Source organism: Fontimonas sp. SYSU GA230001, from assembly GCF_040066175.1.
Taxonomy (GTDB): Bacteria; Pseudomonadota; Gammaproteobacteria; order Nevskiales; family Nevskiaceae; genus Solimonas.
In genome coordinates, this window is record NZ_JBEAAM010000011.1 from 35,013 (window position 1) to 53,667 (window position 18,655).

20 protein-coding genes are annotated in these 18,655 nt (G+C 70.3%); 15 read left to right on the plus strand and 5 right to left on the minus strand.

Features of this window, described 5'->3' with window-relative positions; genetic code table 11:
• Window positions 1-66 precede the first annotated feature (66 nt).
• The 4 genes from AAG565_RS07040 to AAG565_RS07055 are packed head-to-tail and all read left to right on the plus strand — an operon-like array spanning window position 67 to window position 5,459.
• Window positions 67-1,719 carry a hypothetical protein gene (locus tag AAG565_RS07040; RefSeq protein ID WP_348818858.1) on the plus strand — a complete coding sequence of 551 codons (1,653 nt, stop codon included), beginning with the start codon at window positions 67-69 and terminating at the stop codon, window positions 1,717-1,719.
• Window positions 1,716-4,529 (plus strand): tetratricopeptide repeat protein, encoded by a 2,814-nt coding sequence (locus AAG565_RS07045; RefSeq protein WP_348818859.1) that lies wholly within the window; start codon window positions 1,716-1,718, stop codon window positions 4,527-4,529. The genes AAG565_RS07040 and AAG565_RS07045 overlap by 4 nt, the downstream gene beginning before the upstream one ends.
• Complete coding sequence (locus AAG565_RS07050) at window positions 4,513-5,175, plus strand: tetratricopeptide repeat protein (RefSeq protein WP_348818860.1); 663 nt, start codon at window positions 4,513-4,515, stop codon at window positions 5,173-5,175. Before AAG565_RS07045 ends, AAG565_RS07050 begins: the two co-directional genes overlap by 17 nt.
• Window positions 5,172-5,459 (plus strand): hypothetical protein, encoded by a 288-nt coding sequence (locus AAG565_RS07055; RefSeq protein ID WP_348818861.1) that lies wholly within the window; start codon window positions 5,172-5,174, stop codon window positions 5,457-5,459. The genes AAG565_RS07050 and AAG565_RS07055 overlap by 4 nt, the downstream gene beginning before the upstream one ends.
• Window positions 5,460-5,585: 126 nt before the next feature.
• Here AAG565_RS07055 and AAG565_RS07060 read toward each other — a convergent pair whose 3' ends face one another.
• Window positions 5,586-6,713 carry a glycosyltransferase family protein gene (locus AAG565_RS07060; protein WP_348818862.1) on the minus strand — a complete coding sequence of 376 codons (1,128 nt, stop codon included), beginning with the start codon at window positions 6,711-6,713 and terminating at the stop codon, window positions 5,586-5,588.
• Window positions 6,714-6,941: 228 nt separating this feature from the next.
• Here AAG565_RS07060 and AAG565_RS07065 point away from each other — a divergent pair, with 228 nt between their 5' ends.
• Window positions 6,942-7,427, plus strand: coding sequence for a VOC family protein (locus AAG565_RS07065; protein WP_348818863.1), 486 nt, complete (start codon window positions 6,942-6,944; stop codon window positions 7,425-7,427).
• A gap of 34 nt (window positions 7,428-7,461) precedes the next feature.
• On the plus strand, window positions 7,462-8,370 hold the full coding sequence (locus tag AAG565_RS07070) for an FAD:protein FMN transferase (protein ID WP_348818864.1): 909 nt from the start codon (window positions 7,462-7,464) through the stop codon (window positions 8,368-8,370).
• On the opposite strand, the gene AAG565_RS07075 is transcribed toward AAG565_RS07070, so the two are convergent.
• Window positions 8,360-9,157, minus strand: a complete 798-nt coding sequence (locus tag AAG565_RS07075; protein WP_348818865.1) for a class I SAM-dependent methyltransferase — start codon at window positions 9,155-9,157, stop codon at window positions 8,360-8,362. The two genes, AAG565_RS07070 and AAG565_RS07075, sit on opposite strands and share 11 nt — an antisense overlap.
• Window positions 9,158-9,288: 131 nt before the next feature.
• Here AAG565_RS07075 and AAG565_RS07080 point away from each other — a divergent pair, with 131 nt between their 5' ends.
• From AAG565_RS07080 to AAG565_RS07100, 5 genes are read left to right on the plus strand one after another with little or no spacing between them, the layout of a single operon-like run.
• Complete coding sequence (locus tag AAG565_RS07080) at window positions 9,289-9,699, plus strand: DUF1924 domain-containing protein (RefSeq protein ID WP_348818866.1); 411 nt, start codon at window positions 9,289-9,291, stop codon at window positions 9,697-9,699.
• Between the two features lie 8 nt (window positions 9,700-9,707).
• Window positions 9,708-10,166, plus strand: coding sequence for a diheme cytochrome c (locus tag AAG565_RS07085; RefSeq protein WP_348818867.1), 459 nt, complete (start codon window positions 9,708-9,710; stop codon window positions 10,164-10,166).
• 23 nt (window positions 10,167-10,189) lie between these two features.
• Window positions 10,190-10,885: a cytochrome b/b6 domain-containing protein gene (locus tag AAG565_RS07090; RefSeq protein WP_348818868.1), complete on the plus strand. Its 696-nt coding sequence runs from the start codon at window positions 10,190-10,192 to the stop codon at window positions 10,883-10,885.
• Between the two features lie 9 nt (window positions 10,886-10,894).
• A complete protein-coding gene (locus AAG565_RS07095) occupies window positions 10,895-11,557 on the plus strand; it encodes a response regulator transcription factor (RefSeq protein ID WP_348818869.1) in 663 nt (220 codons plus the stop codon).
• A 5-nt stretch (window positions 11,558-11,562) separates the two neighbouring features.
• Window positions 11,563-12,891 (plus strand): ATP-binding protein, encoded by a 1,329-nt coding sequence (locus AAG565_RS07100; protein WP_348818870.1) that lies wholly within the window; start codon window positions 11,563-11,565, stop codon window positions 12,889-12,891.
• Window positions 12,892-12,957: 66 nt separating this feature from the next.
• On the opposite strand, the gene AAG565_RS07105 is transcribed toward AAG565_RS07100, so the two are convergent.
• Window positions 12,958-13,170 (minus strand): cold-shock protein, encoded by a 213-nt coding sequence (locus AAG565_RS07105; protein WP_348818871.1) that lies wholly within the window; start codon window positions 13,168-13,170, stop codon window positions 12,958-12,960.
• Window positions 13,171-13,474: 304 nt separating this feature from the next.
• Between AAG565_RS07105 and AAG565_RS07110 the strand changes: the two genes are divergently transcribed.
• Entirely contained in the window at window positions 13,475-14,401 is a 927-nt protein-coding gene (locus AAG565_RS07110; RefSeq protein WP_348818872.1) for an ABC transporter ATP-binding protein, read from the plus strand.
• 8 nt (window positions 14,402-14,409) lie between these two features.
• On the plus strand, window positions 14,410-15,171 hold the full coding sequence (locus AAG565_RS07115; RefSeq protein WP_348818936.1) for an ABC transporter permease: 762 nt from the start codon (window positions 14,410-14,412) through the stop codon (window positions 15,169-15,171).
• An 80-nt stretch (window positions 15,172-15,251) separates the two neighbouring features.
• On the opposite strand, the gene AAG565_RS07120 is transcribed toward AAG565_RS07115, so the two are convergent.
• The gene (locus tag AAG565_RS07120) at window positions 15,252-15,944 is read right to left on the minus strand and encodes a substrate binding domain-containing protein (RefSeq protein WP_348818873.1); all 693 of its coding nucleotides are present in this window, start codon (window positions 15,942-15,944) and stop codon (window positions 15,252-15,254) included.
• Here AAG565_RS07120 and gstA point away from each other — a divergent pair.
• Both gstA and AAG565_RS07130 read left to right on the plus strand, forming a co-directional pair.
• Window positions 15,925-16,452, plus strand: coding sequence for a glutathione transferase GstA (gstA, locus tag AAG565_RS07125; protein WP_348818874.1), 528 nt, complete (start codon window positions 15,925-15,927; stop codon window positions 16,450-16,452). The genes AAG565_RS07120 and gstA overlap by 20 nt on opposite strands.
• A 26-nt stretch (window positions 16,453-16,478) precedes the next feature.
• Entirely contained in the window at window positions 16,479-16,682 is a 204-nt protein-coding gene (locus AAG565_RS07130; protein ID WP_348818875.1) for a 4-oxalocrotonate tautomerase family protein, read from the plus strand.
• 55 nt (window positions 16,683-16,737) lie between these two features.
• On the opposite strand, the gene AAG565_RS07135 is transcribed toward AAG565_RS07130, so the two are convergent.
• Window positions 16,738-18,588: a S8 family serine peptidase gene (locus AAG565_RS07135; protein WP_348818876.1), complete on the minus strand. Its 1,851-nt coding sequence runs from the start codon at window positions 18,586-18,588 to the stop codon at window positions 16,738-16,740.
• Between the last annotated feature and the right edge of the window lie 67 nt (window positions 18,589-18,655).

The following is an 18,655-nucleotide window of genomic DNA, read 5'->3' on the forward strand; positions in this document are numbered from 1 at the left end:
AGACGTCCACTCCCGCGCTGGCCGCGCGCGAGTGGATTTTTTTGCGACAAACGCACCGAGATGGAGATGCGCTGCACCGATGGATTGCTGATCGCCGCCGCCGTCGCCCTGGCAATGGCGGTGCCCGGCGTCGCGTACGCGGATCTGTCCGCGGAGGTGCGGGCGCTGCACGAGGAGGTCGCCGCGCTGACGTTGACGGAAGATGTACAGATCTACGTCGGTGCTGCGGCCGGTCCGCTGCTGCTGCGACGTGTGCAGGTGCAGATCGACGAGCAGCCGCCGTTCGACTACGAGTACAGCAGCTTCGAGTCGGCGGCCCTGCAGCGCGGCGGCCTGCACCGTCTGCACGCCGGCGCGCTGGCACCCGGAGTGCACCGCTTGCGTGCACAGTTCATCGCCCGTCGTGCCGATGCAGGACCGCTGACGCCGCGCGTCGAGCTGCGTCTCGACCAGGCGTTCGAGATGGGCGCGCAAGCCCTGTCGCTACAGCTGACGCTGGCGCACACGGGCGGTTGGCGCGACCGGGCGCTGCTCAACCTCGCGCAGTCGCAACCGCCCGATGCCGCGCAGGTGCGACGGGCCGCGCGCTACGCCATCGATGCCCGGGAGGCCTGGGTCGCAGCGGTCGCGGATGCGCCGTCGGGCCTGCCGTCGCCGGACGTGTCGGGCGCCGCCGCGATCGTGCGCTACAACGAGGCCGTGACGATGCTGCGCGAGGGACGGCGCGATACCGGCATCGCCGCGCTGACACAGATCGCCGGCGGCGAGGCACCGGACGCGGACGCGCTGCGCGTGCGCGACCTCGCGAATCTCACGCTCGGTCATCAGCTGTTGCGTGAACGCCGCAATGCCGAGGCGGCCGAAGCCTTGCGCCGCGTGCGCAGCCCGGGTCCGTATGGCAATGCCGCGCTGCTGGCACTGGGATGGTCCCGGCTGCTGCCGCAAGCGCGCACGACCGGCGATGACGATCCGGCCGGCGCGGCGGCGACGGGCATGGCGTGGCCGCTGGACGCGGCCGACACGCCGGCGCTGCGGCGGCGCATGCCGTTCCGCTACAACGCTGCGGTCGCTGCCGGCGAGCGCGAGCGCGATCTGCGTGTGGCGCTGGTGCCGTGGAACGAGCTCAGCGGCGGCGATCCCTTCGATCCAGTCGTCCAGGAAGGCATGCTCGTCGTCGCCTACGCGCTGCAGCACCTGGGTGCGCAGGAACAGGCGCAGCGCCACTATCTGCGGTCGATCGAACGCCTGCAGCAGACCGGCGCGCGGCTCGACGACGCGCTGGCGCAGGCACGCGACGGCCGTCTGCTCGCGCTGGTCGATGCGCAGACTGCCGACGGCTGGCGCCGCTGGCTCGCCGACCTGCCCTACGACGACGCCACCGCCTACGTGCGCATCCTCGCTGGCGATGCGGCGGTCGTCGATGCGCTGGAAGCGCGCCGGCCGCTGCGCTTCCAGCGCGACCTGCTCGCGCAGGACGCGCAGGCACTGGCGACGGTTGCGGATTCGCAGGACCTGCGCACGCGCGTCGAACTCGTCGCCCGACATGTCAAGGCGGCGCTCGATGCGGCCGATGCGCGAGTGGTCGAAGCGGCGAGCGCCGCTTTGCAGGCGCGCGCGAAGATCACGCGTGGCTACCTGGCGGAAGCGCGCTTCGCCCTTGCGCGACTGCACGACCCTGTACCGCGTGCCGCTCAGCAGCTGGCCGGAGCCGCGCCATGAAGTCGCTACGTCTGCTGCTCGTGCCGGTCCTGGTGCTGTCCGGCTGCGAGTCGATGGGCCCGAGGAATCCACTGGCCCGCACGCCACCGACCACGGTCGGCGACATCGCGCGCCAGGAGGATGCCGGTCGCAGCTGGATCATGCGCCAGCTGCTCGCGCCGTCGCCGAGCACGCTGCGCGTCGAAGGCGCGACGGTCGTCACCGCCGACCCGCGCGTCGCCATCGGGCAGTACGAGGCGATGATCGATCTGGACGGCGATCCGCGCCTGCACGCCGAAGCGCTGCGCCGCGCCGCGGACCTGCGCCTGCAGCGCGCCGAAGCGGGCGACGGCGAGGACGGCGACGTCGAGATCGCCATCGCGCATTACCGTCGTATCCTCGCCGACCATCCCGGTTACGCCGCGAGCGACCGCGTGCTCTACCAGCTGGCGCGCGCGCAGCAGCTGCAGGGCGACGAGGCGCAGGCCACGGCTTCGCTGCGCATGCTCGGCGAGCGTCACGCGGACTCGGTGCGCAGCGTCGAAGCGCGCTTCCGCGCCGCCGAGCTGTTGTTCCAGCAGCGCGACTACGCCGCCGCCGCACAGGAATACCGTGCCGTCCTCGAGCGCGGCGCCGCGAGCCGCTATGCCGAACCCGCGCAGTACAAGTACGCCTGGGCGCTGTTCCAGCAGCACCAGTACGCGCAGGCGCTGCCGGTGCTGCTGACGATTCTCGATCGCGCGCTGCCGCGCGGTGAGCTGGCCGATCCGGCTGCCGCGCTCGCCCGCGTGCCCGCGGCAAGCGCCGACATCGCCAGCGAGAGCCTGCGCATCGCCGGCCTGTCCTTCGCGGCGCTCGGCGGCGGCGGCGCCATCGCCGAGCAGCTCGCGCAGCCGGACAGTCCGCAGCGCCTCGATGCGCTGCTGCACGCGGCGCTGGCGGAGCAGATGATGGCGCGTCAGCGCTACAGCGATGCGGCCCAGACCTGGGCCGCGTTCATCGCGCGCCATCCACGGCACGCGCTGGCGCCGCCGTTCCAGGCGCACATCATCGAAGCCTGGCGCGCGGGCGGCTTCGCGGACCTCGCGCGCGCGGCGCAGCAGGATTACGTCGAGCGCTACGCCGCTGATGCAGCCTACTGGAACGGCCGCACGCCGGATGCCGGCGTCGTCGAGACGGTGCGCATGCACCTCGACACGCTCGCGCGCTTTCACCATGCGCGCGCGCAGCGCGGCGCCGAAGGCAGCATCGGCGACTACCTGCGCGCCGCGCACTGGTACGCGCGCCGGCTCGCGCTGTATCCGGACGATCCGCAGCGCGCGGCCACGCATCTGCTCTACGCGGAGGCCCTGCTCGACGGCGGCCGCGTCGCCGACGCGGCGCGTGAGTTCGAGGCCGTCGCCTACGACGAGAACACGCCGGACGCAGACGCCGCGCACGCCGCCGTGCTCGCCTACCGCCGCCTCGGCGATACGGAACCGGCGCGGCGCGCGCGCATCGACGCCGGCCTGCGCCTGGCCGAGCGCTTTCCGCGGCATCCGCAGCGCGGCGCGGTGCTCGCCGCCAGCGCCGCGGATCTGCTCGACCTCGGTGAGGCGCCGCGCGCGATCGAGGTCGCGCAGCGCGCGCTCGACGCGCAGCCGGCGCCGGCGGATCGGCGCATCGCGCTGTCGGTGCTCGCCGATGCGCACTACGCGCGCGCCGAGTACGCACCGGCCGAACAGGCCTATGCCGCGCTGCTCGCGCTGATGCCGGCGGACGGTTCCGGCGCGCAGACCCCGGTCGTCGAACGGCTCGCCGCATCGATCTACCGCCAGGGCGAGGTGCTGCGCACCGCCGGCGACGCGCAGGGCGCGGCACGGCAGTTCCTGCGCGTGGGCGCCGTCGCGCCGCAGTCCGCCATCCGCGCGGCCGCCGACTACGATGCCGCCGCCGCGCTGATCGGTCTGCGCGACTGGGCGGCGGCGACGCCGGTGCTGGAGGCGTTCCGGGCGCGCTTCCCGGACCACGCCCTGATCGCCGCCGTGGACCGCAAGCTCGCCGTCGCCTACGACGAGCAGGACCAGCCCGCCGCTGCCGCGGCGACCTATGCACGCATCGCCTCGCGCCCCGGCGAGGACGCGGACGCGCGCCGTGCCGCGGCCTGGCGCGCAGCGCAGCGCTATGACCGCGCGCGGCTGTGGGCGCAGGCGGAGCGGGCCTACGAACAGTACGTGCGCGACTATCCCGCGCCGTCCGACGCCGCGCTCGACGCGCGCGTGCGGCTGGCCGAGCTGACTGCCGGCGACCCGGTCCGCGAGCAGCGCTGGCTGCGCGAGATCGTCGCCGTGGCGCGCAGCTTGAACATCGACGCGGCGCGGGCGCGGGCCGCGAGCGCACAGCTGCGCCTGGGCCGCATCGAAGCGGAGAACGCCGCTCACATCGCGCTGGCGCTGCCGCTCGAGCGCAGCCTGCCGCGGCGCGTGGCGGCGATGCAGGCTGCGCTGGCCGCGCTCGACGCGGCCGCGGATTACGGCTTTGCCGAGACCACGAGCGCCGCGACCTGGGAGATCGCCACGCTGTACCGGGACCTGGGCTGTGCGTTGCTCGATGTGCCGCGTCCGCGGCTGGCCAGCGAACTGGAACGCGAACAGTACGCGCTGCTGCTCGAAGAGCAGGCGTATCCCTTCGAGGAAAGCGCGATCAGGGCCCACGAGGCCAACCTCGGCCGCATCGCGCAGGGCGTGTGGAACGAATGGGTGCAGCGCAGCGCCGCGGCGCTGACCGAACTGGCGCCGGCCCGCTACGGCAAGCATGAACGACGGGAGACCCGCTATGACATCCCCGGCTGACCTGCGCGGCGTGCGCGCCGGGGCCGCGCTACTGCTGGCGTCCGTGCTGGCTGCGTGCGTCGGCGCGCCGGCACCGCGCTCCTCGGCAGCGCTGCGTGCCGCCGCGCCCGCCCTGCCGCCGCCAGCGGCCGCCGCACGGGCCGCGATCCCGGCCGATGCCGACCGCCGTTTCAAGGCGGCGCTGGCGCTGATGCAGGCGCAGCAGCCCGAGGACGCGGTGCAAGCCTTCGCCGCGCTCGCGCGGGATTTCCCGGCGCTGTCCGGTGCGCTGACCAACCTCGGGATACTGCACGCGCAGGCCCGCGACCGCGACGCCGCGCTGCGGTCCTTCGCGAGTGCCGTCGAGGCCAATCCCGGCAACGCGGTGGCGCTCAACTGGCTCGGCGTGCTGTACCGCGAGAGCGGCGACTACGCGCGTGCCGAGCAGGCCTACCGGCGCGCACTCGCCGTGCAGCCCGGCTATGCCGATGCGCAGCTCAACCTCGGCATCCTCTACGAGCTCTACCTGCGCCGGCCGCAGGACGCGATCGCCGCCTACCGCGGCTACCGCGCGGCCGGCGGGCCCGATCTGATCGTCGAAGCCTGGATCCGCGAACTGGAAGCGCGGCACGGCATCGAGACCGCGCACAGCGGGGCAACGCCATGACCCGCCAGGTTCTTGCACTGGCGCTGCTCGCCGCCGCGTTGCCCGTGGCCGGCACGGCGCCCGCCGCGGATGCCGAAGGCACGACCATCGTCGGCGAGCGCGAGGCCGCCGTCGGCCTGTATCTCGCGCCCTGGCAGGGCGAGACCGCCTCGGACGTCGATCGTCCGCCGGCGCTCCACGACGTGCCGCCGCAGTCGATCGACCCGCAACGCTTCCGCCGGCTCGCCGACTACGACGAGGCGATCCGCGACTACCGCCGTGAACGGCTGTTCCGCAGCCGTTGACGCGGCGATCTCAGACAAGGCCTCCACTGTCCCCGTCATGCCCGCGAAAGCGGGCATCCAGTGTTTGTGCGCTTCCGGGGCTTCTGGATTCCCGCCCGCGCGGGAACGACGCGTGAAGGGGCGCCCCTACGCGCTGCGCGTAACGATCCGGCGTGCGACGGGGGCGCGGCGCGCAGGCTTGCGACGCTGCACCAAGTCCCCGATGTAGCGATGCAAGACCTCGACCGCCTCGGCGCGGCCGTCGCGCGCGTGCTCGGCCATGTTCGACGTGTACCAGGCGTGGTTGCCGAGGAAGCGGTCGATGTCGCTGGGCGTCAGCGACTTCCGTTCGGCGCGCATGCCCACGCCCATGCGCTCGATCATGAAGCCGTTGAGACGCTGCTCGAAGGCATCCTCGGGCAGCGCCAGCACCGGCTTGCCGAAGTGGATCGCCTCGCCGATCAGCTGGTTGCCGGCGGTGGACAGCACCGCGCGGCAGCCGGCGAGATCGCGCACGAAGCCATCGACGCTGGGCGCGCGGAAGTCGAGGTTGTCGTCGAGGCCGCGCAGCTGCGTGCCGTACACGACGACCTTGCAGTCGAGCAGGCGCAGCGCGCGGTCGATGTGTGGCAGGTACTGGTGCTCGCCCTTGTTGAAGTAGGCGAGCAGGTAGTCGCCCGCGGACGGCTGCGCGCGCAGCACCTCGTCGCGCAGCATCGGGCCGACGATCTGCACCTGTGGATAGGCCGGCTCGGCCGGGTAGAAGCTGGAGACGAGGATGCGCTCGGGGACGCCCATCAGCGTGCGGTAGCCCCAGGCGTCACGCATGCCGAGCAGCCACAGGTCCGGGGGAAAGTGCGGCTTGCAGTAGGCGATGATGCCGACGTGGTCGAAGCTGATGCGCGGAATGCCCAGCTTCTGCGCGACGCGATGCGTCCAGGCTTCCGAGTCCGAGATCACCAGCTGGATGCCGCGCTCGCGGAACGCGCGTTCGACCTGCGCCTGGCCGGCGCCGCCGAACAGCAGGTCGCTCATCGGCTCGAAGTTGCGCGTGACCGTGCGCGTGAACGAATGCCGGCCGGTGTCGTTGTACTGGTAGCCGATGGTCGGGATCTTCACCGTCGGGAAGCGCGGCGCGAGCACCTCGTAGGCGTCCGCGCCGGCGAACACGGTGACTTCGTGCTCGGCCATCAGCGCCGGCAGCACCGACATCGTCCGCATCGCGTGGCCGCGACCGTAGCCCATCACGCCGTAGGCGATTCGCATGATCCGCATCTGCTGTGCATACGGCCGCAACGGTAGGGCGGCTGCATGATGGAAGCATGACGCGGGCATGGCGGGACGGTGACGGGCTGCCGTGCAGACTTGTCATTGTCGAATTCCGGCGGTTTCGTTCGACGACTTGTCGATCGGTTGCTGCGCAGGCGAGATTAGTGCCGCGTCAGAGCCTGCTGCGCCGGGTCAAGGGAACGCTGATGCTTCGATCAAGATGGGAGCGCGACGATGAACAAGAACACGATTTGCCTGTGGTACGACCGCGATGCGGAGGCGGCCGCACACTTCTATGCGCGGACGTTTCCTGACAGCAGCGTCGGCCGGGTCTGCCGGGCGCCATCCGACTTCCCCGGCGGGAAGGCGGGCCAGGTGCTGACGGTCGAGTTTACGGTCTGTGGCGTGCCGTGCCTCGGCCTCAACGGCGGCAATGTCTTTCAGCATAACGAGGCTTTTTCGTTTCAGATCGCCACGGACGACCAGGAGGAAACCGATCGTTACTGGAACGCGATCGTCGAGAACGGTGGGTCGGAGAGCGAGTGCGGCTGGTGCAAGGACAAATGGGGGCTGTCGTGGCAAATCACCCCTCGGGTCTTGACCGAGGCGATCAACGCTGGGGGTGAAATCGCCCGCCGCGCATTCGCGGCGATGATGGAGATGCGCAAGATCGACGTCGCGAGGATCGAGGCGGCGGTGCGCGGAGGATCTTCGTGCTAGGGTCGGGCCGGGTCGGCGTGCAGGCGTCGCTCGCATGATCCACACCTCCGCCGTGCCGCCATACACGCACCGCTTCCGCGCGCTCGGCGGGCCGTGCGCGGTGCAGATCTACGCGAGCGACGCGGCGGCGGTTTGCGCTAAGGCCGAGGCCGAGGCCTTGCGCATCGAGGCCAAGTACTCGCGCTATCGCGACGACAGCATCGTCGCCCACATCAATGCCGCGGCGGGCAGCGGCCTGCCCGTCGAGGTCGATGACGAGACCGCGGCGCTGCTCGACTACGCGGCGATCGCGCACGCGCAGAGCGGCGGATTGTTCGACATCACCTCCGGCGTGCTGCGCCGCGCCTGGGATTTCAAGTCGCGGCGTGTGCCGGCGCAGCACGAGATCGACGCGCTGCTGCCGCGGATCGGCTGGGCGCAGGTGCGCTGGGACCCGCCGCGCGTCCTGCTGCCGAAGGCGGGGATGGAGCTGGACTTCGGCGGCTTCGGCAAGGAATACGCGGTCGATCGCGTCGCCGCGCTGCTGCTCGCGCGCGGCGTGCGTCACGGCCTGGTCGATTTCGCTGGCGACATCCGCGTGCTCGGCCCGCACCCCGACGGCTCGCCCTGGCAAGTCGGCGTGCAGCACCCGCGCCGCGCCGGTGCGATCGCGACGGTGCCGCTCTCACACGGCGCGATCGCGTCGAGCGGCGACTACGAGCGCGGTTTCGAGCACGACGGCCGTCGCTACTGCCACATCCTCGACCCGCGCTGCGGCTGGCCGGTGCAGGGTCTCGCGGCGGTCAGCGTGCTCGCCGATCAGTGCCTGATCGCCGGCACCGCGTGCACGACCGCGATGCTGCTCGGCGCCGACGACGGGCCGCGCTGGCTTGCCGATCTGGGTCTGCCGCACCTGATCGTGCGCGCCGACCTGTCGCTGGGCGGGACGATCGTCAGCGCTTGATCGCGCGCGTGATCAGGAAAGACTGGCGCACGCGATTGTGGGCGAAGTATTGCGCGGCGATCGCTTCCAGCTCGGCGCGAAACTGCGCGAGCTTCTGTGGCTCGCCTTCGAGCGTCTGGATCAGCTTGATGATCGGCCCTGCGGTCAGCTCCATCTGTACACGGTAATGCGCCGGGCTGAGCGCCGGAACGACCATGTCGTCGCGCGTGAACTCAATGTCGCGCACGGCGTCGCCGAGCCGTTCGCGGACGATATTGGGGTCGCCCCACTGCGGCGGCGGCGCGATGCCGGTCGGTGGCGGCAGGTACTTTCCGGTCAGCGCGAACACCCGGCCGAGCATCAGCTCCGGCGGCCAGGTCGAGAACGCGATGCGCCCGCCGGGCTTCAGGACCCGCAGCATCTCGGCGATGGCGACGGCGGGTCGCGGCGCGAACATGTGGCCGAACTGGCTGAGCACGACATCGAAGCTGGCGTCGGCGTAGGGCAGGTTCTCGACGTCCCCCTCGCGGAAGTCAATCGTCGCGCCGATCACACTGGCGTTGCGGTGCGCGTCGTCGAGCAGCACCGGTGACAGGTCGAGCCCGCTCACCGTCGCGCCGCGCCGTGCGGCGGTGACGGCGACGACGCCGGTGCCACAGGCGACGTCCAGCACGTTCTGGCCCGCGCTCACGCCGGCGAACTCGACCAGCGCCGCGGCCGGCGGCGTCGTGAAGGTGGCCAGCGGCGAGAACAGCGCCCAGCCCTCGCGCTGCATCGCCTTGAACTGCGCAAACGGATCGTTCGCCATGTCTCGCTCCTTGAGTGGCTGCCATGCCGCAGCCCCGCGAGTCTAAGCCTGCGCGCAGGCATCGGATCCATAAGCTCGACTTAAGACGCACCGCCTAGATTCGCTGCCGTCACCGACGGACTGAGCACGACATGCCCACAGGACTCTTGCGGACCACCGCGCTGCTCGTAGCGGCGAGCGCCGCGACCGCGGCGGGCGCGGGCGGCGCCGAGCTGCTGCCGGCACTCGAAGTGCAGGCGCGACAGGCCGACCCCGCCTTCACCGGCTTTTCCGCACCGCGCGGGCAAGCCTTCTTCGAGCGCACGCACGGCCAGCCGTGGAGCTGCAGCTCCTGCCACACGCGCAACCCCTTGCAGCCGGGCCGCCACGCCGCGACCGGCAAGACGATCGCCGCGCTGGCGCCGGCCGCGAATCCCGAACGACTCAGCGACCCGGCCAAGGTCGAGAAGTGGTTCCGTCGCAACTGCCAGGACGTGCTCAAGCGGGAATGCACGGCGATGGAGAAGGGCGACGTGATCAGTTACCTCGTTTCACTCGAGTGAGCACTGCGATGACCACGATCCAGAGGTTTCGCGCCGCGGCACTGGCTGCGCTGCTGCTGTCATCCGGCCTCGCAGCGGCGGAAGAGAGCCGTCTCGTCGTCACCAACGACGCCTGGAAGGCCGAGTGCGGCAGCTGCCATCTCGCCTATCCGCCGCAGCTGCTGCCGGCGGCGTCGTGGGCCGCGCTGTTTGCAAGTCTGGACGATCACTTCGGCGTCGATGCGACGCTCGATCCGGCGACCGCGGCGCAGCTGCTCGATTATGCGCAGACCCACGCCGCGCGCGCGGCGGGCGGCACGCCGACGCTGCGCATCACCGAGACGCGCTGGTTCCGCCACGAGCACGACGAGATCGGTGCGGCGACCTGGAACAAGCCCACGGTCGGCAGCGCCGCCAACTGCGCAGCCTGTCATCGCGGCGCCGAGCAGGGCGCCTTCGACGAGAACGCGATCCGCATTCCCCGATGAACCGATCCACAGGAGCCACCGACATGAACACGACCCGCATCCTGGTCTGGGACATCCCGACACGCGTCTTCCACTGGCTGCTGGCGATCAGCTTCGCCGGCGCCTACGTCACCGCCGAGTCCGAAGCCTGGCGGCTGGTCCACGTCACGCTGGGCTACACCTTTGGCGGGCTGATCCTGTTCCGCCTGCTGTGGGGTCTGGTCGGCACGCGTCACGCGCGCTTCTCTGACTTCGCCTTCGGCCCGCGGCGCGTGCTCGCCTACCTGCGCAGCCTGCTCGGGCGCAATCCCGAACATCACGTCGGCCACAATCCCGCGGGCAGTTGGGCGATCTACGCGATCCTGCTGCTCGGCCTGGGCACCGCTCTGAGCGGCTACGCGCTCTACAACGAGATCGGCGGCGAGGCCTTCGAGGACGTCCACGAGGTAGTCGCCAATCTGCTGCTCGGCATCGTCGTCGTGCACATCGCCGGTGTGATCGTCAGCAGCGTCCTGCACCGCATCAACTTGCCGCGCAGCATGGTCACCGGCTACAAGACGGGCGAGGCGACGCAGGGGATCCAGCGTGCGCACGCCGGCCTCGGCATCGCGCTGGCGGGTCTGGTGCTCGCGTTCTGGGCAAATGCCTTTGGTGTGCGCGAGGCGCTGGTCGGCGCGCCGATTGATACGGCCGACACCCAGTCGGCGATGCAGGAGCAGGATCACGACGATGACGACTGAGCGGCCCGCATGCGTGTGCTGATCGTCGAGGACGACGCGCTGCTGGGCGATGGCCTGCAGGCCGGACTCCGCCAGCGCGGCTTCGAGGCGGACTGGGTGCGTGACGGACAGGCCGCGCTGCTGGCGCTGAACACCGAGGCGTTCGCCGCGCTCGTTCTCGATCTGGGCCTGCCGAAGGTCGATGGACTGAGCGTGCTGCAGCGCCTGCGCGGCCGCGCGTCGAAACTGCCGGTGCTGATCCTGACCGCGCGCGATGCGATCGACGATCGCGTGCGCGGACTCGATTCCGGCGCCGACGACTATGTCGTCAAGCCGGTCGATCTCGACGAGCTGGCCGCCCGCCTGCGTGCGCTGATCCGCCGCTCGGCCGGCAGCGCGCAGCCGGCGCTGGCCTGCGGCGACCTCACGCTCGATCCGGCGACGCGCGAGGTGCGCTTCCGCGGTCGGCCGGTCGAGCTGGGCGCGCGCGAGTTCGCGCTGCTCGAACTGCTGATGCTCCATGCCGGCCGCGTGCTGACGCGCGAGCAGATCGAAAGCCAGCTCTATCCCTGGGGCGGCGAAGTCGAGAGCAATGCCGTCGAGGTACACGTCCACCATCTGCGCCGCAAGCTCACGCCCGAGATCATCCGCACGGTGCGCGGCGTCGGCTACATGCTCGCGGCCGGATCCTGACGCCGATGCCGCGTTCGATCCGTAGCCGTCTGCTCGTGTCCCTGCTCGCCGCAGCTGCGGCGGTCTGGATCGTCAGCGGCATCGTGGCGTGGCGCGACGCACTGCACGAAGTCGATGAGTTGCTCGATGCGCATCTGGCGCAGTCCGCCGCCCTGCTGCTCGCACAGGCGGGCGAGCTCGACGAGATCGATACCGAGCATCTGCCGCTGCTGCACAAGTACGGACGGCGCGTGGCCTTCCAGGTCTGGGAGCACGGCGAACGGCTGCGCCTGCATTCGCTCAACGCCCCCAACACGCGTCTTTCGCGCCGCGACCGCGGCTTCGCCGACGAACTGATCGACGGGCGCCGCTGGCGGGTCTTCAGCGTGCAGCAGGACGAGTGGCTGATCCAGGTCGCGGAAGAGAGCGGCGCGCGCAAGGCGATCGGACGCAGCGTCGGCCGCGGTTTGCTGTTGCCGCTGCTGCTGGGACTGCCGCTGCTCGGCATGCTCATCGCGTGGATCGTGCGGCGCGGACTGCGGCCGCTGGCGCTGCTGTCCGAGGAAGTGGGGCGCCGCGCGCCCGATCAGCTCGCGCCGCTGCCGGTGCCTGCCGACGTCGGCGCCGAGCTGCAACCGCTGCTGTTGCGGCTCAATCAGCTGTTCGCGCAGCTGGCGGAATCCTTCGAATCCGAGCGCCGGTTCACGGCCGACGCCGCGCACGAACTGCGCACGCCGATCGCCGCACTCAAGGCGCAGGCGCAGGTGGCGCAGCGCGCCGGCAGCGACGCCGAGCGCCGGCCGGCGCTCGACAAGGTCATCCAGGCCTGCGACCGCACCGCGCGGCTGATCGACCAGCTGCTGACGCTGGCGCGCCTGGAACCCGCGCACTGGCGCGCGCACCGCGCGCGCACCGATCTGCACGCGCTGGCCTCCGGCGTCGCGGCCGATCTCGCGCCGCTGGCGCTGCGGCGCGGTATCGATCTGGTCCTGGAGGGCGAAACCGTCGCGGTCGATGGCCACGCCGACCTGCTGGCCGTGCTACTGCGCAATCTGCTCGACAACGCGATCCGTTATGCGCCGGATCACAGCACGGTGCGCGTGCGCATCGGACGCAGCGCGGCTGGCGTGCTGCTGCACGTCATCGACCAGGGTCCGGGCATCGAACGGGGTCTGCGCGACCGGCTCGGCCAGCGTTTCCAGCGCCTGGGACGCGCCGACGTCGAGGGCACCGGACTCGGCCTGTCCATCGTGCGCCGCATCGCCGAGCTGCACGGCGCGGCGCTGCGTTTCGACGACGGCCCCGACGGTCGTGGTCTGGACGTCGTCCTGACGTTTCCCGCGCCTGACTCGTAGCCGCCGGAGCGCCCATGAAAAAGGGCCGCAGCTTGCGCTGCGGCCCCTCGTGCGATTCCGGGCCGCTCAGATCGCCTGGATGCGCGTGGCCTGCATACCCTTCGGGCCGCGGGCGGCGATGAACTCCACCTTCTGGCCTTCGGCGAGCGACTTGAAGCCGCTGCCCTGGATTTCCTTGAAATGCGCGAAGAGGTCTTCGCCGCCATTGCTCGGCGTGATGAAGCCGAAGCCCTTGGCGTCGTTGAACCACTTGACGGTACCGGTTTGCTTCTCGGACATGTGTCTATTTCCTTGATAAGTTTGAGAATTACACGCAGGCCAACACGGCCGGCGCATCTGCAGCGCACAGGTGAAAGTCAACGGGGTATCGCTGTGCGCCGCGCGGGAGCGGGCAAGGAAACGGTCGAGAACTTTGTACTTGAAACGTTTGCAGCGCGCGCATCATAGCAGGTGTCGGTCCTCGTCGCCCTGCGCGCCGCCCAGCGGTCGTTTCCCGGGCCCGGGCGGTGGCCGCGCCGTGCAGATGGAACCCGACGACCTGCCGTACGATCCAAGCCCGTCCAGCGCACTTCGAGCAAGCATCGTGCAGCCCATCATCTCGGTCCGCGGCCTGAGCAAGACCTACGCAACCGGGTTCCAGGCGCTCAAGAGCATCGATCTCGACATCCGCCGCGGCGAGATCTTCGCGCTGCTCGGGCCCAACGGTGCCGGCAAGACCACGCTGATCAACATCGTCTGCGGCATCGTCAACCCGAGCGGCGGCAGCGTGCAGGTCGATGGCCATGACATCCTGCGCGACTTCCGCGGTGCGCGCTCGGCGATCGGCCTGGTGCCGCAGGAGCTGTTCACCGACGCCTTCGAGAGCGTGTGGGCGACGGTCAGTTTCAGCCGCGGACTGTTCGGCAAGCCGCGCGACGACGCCTACGTCGAGAAAGTGCTGCGCGAGCTGTCGCTGTGGGACAAGCGCGGCGACAAGATCATGACGCTGTCCGGCGGCATGAAGCGGCGCGTGATGATCGCCAAGGCGCTGGCGCACGAGCCCGCCGTCCTGTTCCTCGACGAGCCGACCGCCGGTGTCGATGTCGAGCTGCGCCGTGACATGTGGGCGATGGTGCGGCGCCTGCGCGAGTCCGGCGTGACGATCATCCTGACGACGCACTACATCGAGGAGGCCGAAGAGATGGCCGACCGCATCGGCGTGATCCACAAGGGCGCGCTGATCGTCGTCGAGGACAAGGTCACGCTGATGCGCAAGCTCGGCAAGAAGCAGCTCACGCTGCAGCTGCAGCAGCCGCTCGCGGCGATTCCCGACGCACTGCGCGCGCACCCGCTGGAGCTGTCCACCGACGGCCTGGAGCTGGTCTATACCTTCGACACGCAGACCGAGCAGACCGGCATCGCCGCGCTGCTGCGCCGGCTGACCGAGCACGGCATCGACTTCAAGTCGCTGCAGTCCAGCGAGAGCTCGCTCGAAGAGATCTTCGTCAACCTGCTGAGATCCCGCGCATGAGCATGAGCCTGAACGTGTACGCGATCCGCGCGATCTACCACTTCGAGATGGCGCGCTGGTTCCGCACGCTGACGCAGAGCGTCGCCTCGCCGGTGATCTCGACCTCGTTGTACTTCGTCGTCTTCGGCGCGGCGATCGGTTCGCGCATGGGCGACATCGAGGGCGTGTCCTACGGCGCGTTCATCATCCCGGGACTGGTGATGCTGTCGCTGCTGTCGGAGAGCATCTCCAACGCGTCATTCGGCATCTACATGCCGAAGTGGTCGGGCACGATCTACGAGGTGCTGTCGGCGCCGGTGTCGGCGGTGGAGATCGTCGTCGGCTACGTCGGCGCGGCAGCGACCAAGTCGATCCTGCTCGGCGTGCTGATCCTGGCGACCGCACGCCTGTTCGTGCCCTACGAGATCGCCCATCCGCTGTGGATGCTCGCGTTTTTGGTGCTCACGGCCATCACGTTCAGCCTGTTCGGCTTCATCATCGGCGTCTGGGCCGACAGCTGGGAGAAGCTGCAGGTGATCCCGCTGATGATCGTCACCCCGCTGGCCTTCCTCGGCGGCAGCTTCTACTCGATCGCGATGCTGCCGCCGGTCTGGCAGAAGATCGCGCTGCTCAATCCGGTCGTCTATCTGATCAGCGGCTTCCGCTGGAGCTTCTACGGCGTCGCCGACGTGGCCGTCGGCGTCAGCCTCGCGGCGATCGCGCTGTTCCTCGCGCTGTGCCTGGGCGCGATCACCTGGATCTTCCGCACCGGGTACAAGATCAAGCGCTAACCGCCGTCTTTTGTAGGAGCGGCCCATGGACGCGATTCTTTCGTGCGCTGTGGTCGCCGCATCGCGGCCATGGGCCGCTCCTACAGCTTGGCCCGACGCCATGCCGTGGATTTCTCGACGATGAAATCGATGAACACGCGCACGCGCAGCGGCAGCGCGCGGCGGTGCGGATAGAGCAGGGACACGGGCCGCGCCGAACCGGCGCAGTGCGACATCACCTTGACCAGCGTGCCGTCGCGCAGCTCGTCCTCGACCATGAAGCGCAGCGTCTGCAGCAGGCCGGCGCCGTGGCGCAGCAGGGTGATGCAGCCGGTCACGTCGTCGGACACGCAGTAGCTGCCGGCGGTCACGATCTCCTGCTCGCGTCCATCCTCGTGCAGATACCAGGGCAGCGGCCGGCCGCTGGCCGGGCGCAGGAACTGGATGCACTCGTGCTGCTGCAGGTCGGCGATGGTCTGCGGCGTGCCGGCGCGGCGCAGGTAGCCGGGCGCGGCGACGACGACGAACGCCGCGTCCTCGAGCTTGCGCACGACCAGGCTCGAATCGCTCGGCGGCAGGATGCGGATCGCCACATCGAAGCCCTCGGCGGCGAAATCGACGCTGCGGTTGCTGACGTGCACGTCAATCTCGACCCTGGGGTAGCGCGCGCGGAACGCCGGCAGCAGCGGCAGCACGCGCTTGTGGCCGTAGCTGGTCGGCACGCTCAGGCGCAGCGTGCCGGACGGTTCGCGCTGGTGTCCGCCGATCGAACTGGTGCGCGTCGATACCGCCACGCACACGCTCGCCGACGGCAGCGACTATTACGCGATCAATCCCAAGGGCCAGGTGCCGGTCCTCGAACTCGACGACGGCAGCCGTCTGACCGAAGGTCCGGTCATCTGCCAGTACCTCGCCGACCGCGCCGAGAACCGCCAGCTGATGCCGGCGCCCGGCACGATGGCGCGCTACCGTGTGATGGAGTGGCAGAACTACATCACCTCCGAGCTGCACAAGTCGTTCAGCCCGCTGTTCAGCCCGGCCTTCGACGGCCACGCGAAGAAGGCCTTCCGCGAGAGCCTGGCGAGCAGGTTCGCGTGGGTCGCGGAACAGCTCGGCGACAAGCCCTTCCTCACCGGCGAGACCTTCACCGCCGCCGACGCCTATCTGTTCGTCGTGTCCGGCTGGGCGCGCTTCGTCGATCTCGACCTGTCGCACCTGCCCAGGCTCACCGCGTTCCGTGAGCGCGTCGCCACGCGCCCGATGGTGGCGCAGGCGCTCAAGGCCGAGGGCCTGGTCAAGTAACGCACCGCCCCCAGCGGAGGAACGCAATGCCATACGTGAACATCAAGATCACGCGTGAGGGCGCGACGCGCGAACAGAAGGCGGAGCTGATCCGCGGCGTCACCGACGTGCTCGTCCGCGTGCTCGACAAGAATCCGGCGACGACCTTCGTCGTCATCGATGAGGTCGCTCTCGAGGACTGGGGCGTCGGCGGCCTGCCGGTCGATGAGTGGCGCCGGCAGCCCAGATGAAAAATGCCCCCGCTGCGTGCGGGGGCATGCTCCATCGCGCGGTACGGGCGGGCGCTTACGGATTGCTGACGTAGAGGTCGTAGCTGCCGGAGCCCGAGTAGGCCTTGATGCGCCAGCGGTAGGTGCCGCTGGTGCCGGAGTAGCTGATGTCCTCGTTGCTGCTCGTGGTCTCGCCGCGCGCGACGATCGACCAGCTCGAACCGAGCAGGCCGCTCGACAACTTCTCCAGGTACAGGTCGAAGTCCGCGGTCGCCGGTCCGCGCAGCCAGCCCTTGAACGTCCCGCCGGGGCTGGAGAAGCCGTTGCTGGACGGCACGTAGCCGGTGCCGCCGCTGGCCAGCGTGCCGCTGGACTTGGTGCAGTTGCTGCACGGCGCGCTGCCGCCCGGGGCGGTCACGCTCACGGTCTGCGTGCTGCTCGCGGTCTGGCCGACGGTGTCGGTGACCGTCAGCGTCACCGTGTAGATGCCGCCGGCGGCGTAGCTGTGCGCAACCGTCGCGCCGCTGCCGCCGGTGCTGTCGCCGAAAGTCCAGCCGTACGCGGCGATGCCCTTATCATCGGTCGATGCGCTGCCGTCGAAGCTGCAGGCGAGGTCCGTGCAGCTGTAGGTGAACGCGGCGACCGGCGGGTTGTCGGTCGGCGTGCCGCCGCCACCGGCGATGTCGCCGACGTACAGCAGCCGGTTCGGCGACGCGCCGTAGGTGCCGGTGAGGAAGTTGCCGCCGGCGCCGGTGCCGGACAGCTTGTTCGCGCTGCTGTCGGCGACCATCCGGTCACGCAGCTGCGCCGGCGTCAGGTTCGGATTGGCGCCCAGGTACAGTGCGGCGGCACCGGCGACGTGCGGCGACGCCATCGACGTGCCGCTCATCGTCGTGCTGCCGGTGTTGTTGCTGTAGTTGGCCGAGACGATGTCCGAGCCCGGTGCGAACAGGTCGAGGCAGGTGCCGCGGTTCGAGTACGACGCCACCGCGTCAGTGTTGGTCGAGGCGCCGACGGTGATCGCTTCCGGCACCTTGTTCGGCGAGCCGGCACAGGCGTCCTTGGTGTCGTTGCCGGCCGCGACCGCCATCGTCACGCCGGCGGCGATCGCATTCTTCACCGCGGTGTCGAGCGCGCTCGAATCGCCGCCGCCCAGCGACATGTTCGCCACCGCCGGTTTGACGTGATTGGCCGTCACCCAGTCCACGCCGGCGATCACGCCGGAATTGGAGCCGCTGCCCTGGCAATCGAGCACGCGCACGGCGTGCAGCGTCGCCTGCTTGGCGACGCCGTAGCTCGTGCCGGCCGCGGTGCCGGAGACGTGCGTGCCGTGACCGTTGCAGTCGGTCCAGGCATTCGGATCGGCGCTGCCGAGCGTGCCGGCGACGAAGTTGCGGCTCGTCGAAACGCGGCCGGTGAACTCGACGTGGTTCGGGTTGATGCCGGTGTCGATCACGTACACGTGCACGCCCTGGCCGGCGGCATCGGGATAGCGGTAACTGCCGTCGAGCGGCCGGTCGCGCTGGTCGATGCGGTCGATGCCCCAGGTCGCGCCGGACTGGGTGCCGACCGCGTGCATCAGCTGGTCGCGTTCGATCGCGGCGACCGCCGGATGCAGCGCCAGCAGCGGTGCGGCGGCGTCCGGCAGGCGGATCGCGAAGCCGCGCAGCGCGTGCTCATAGACGTGGATCACCTGGCCGCCGAACTGCACGGCCAGCGTCTGCGCGAGTGCGCCGACGTCGAGGGCCGCGAGCGGCGACTCCGGCGGCAGCTTCGCCAGCGTGACGATGTACTGGTTGGCGATCGGCTGCGCCGCGGCGGCGGACAGCGTCGGCTGCGATCCACCGCCGAGTGGTCCCGCGCCGGCCGGCGCCGAAATCCCCGCCGCGAGCGCCGCGACGGCGCAGCTCATGACAAATGCTTTCATCCCCAACATTCCCCTTTTCGTGGGCCGCACACGGGTGCGGCGTGTCGTCCGGCCATGCGTGCACGGC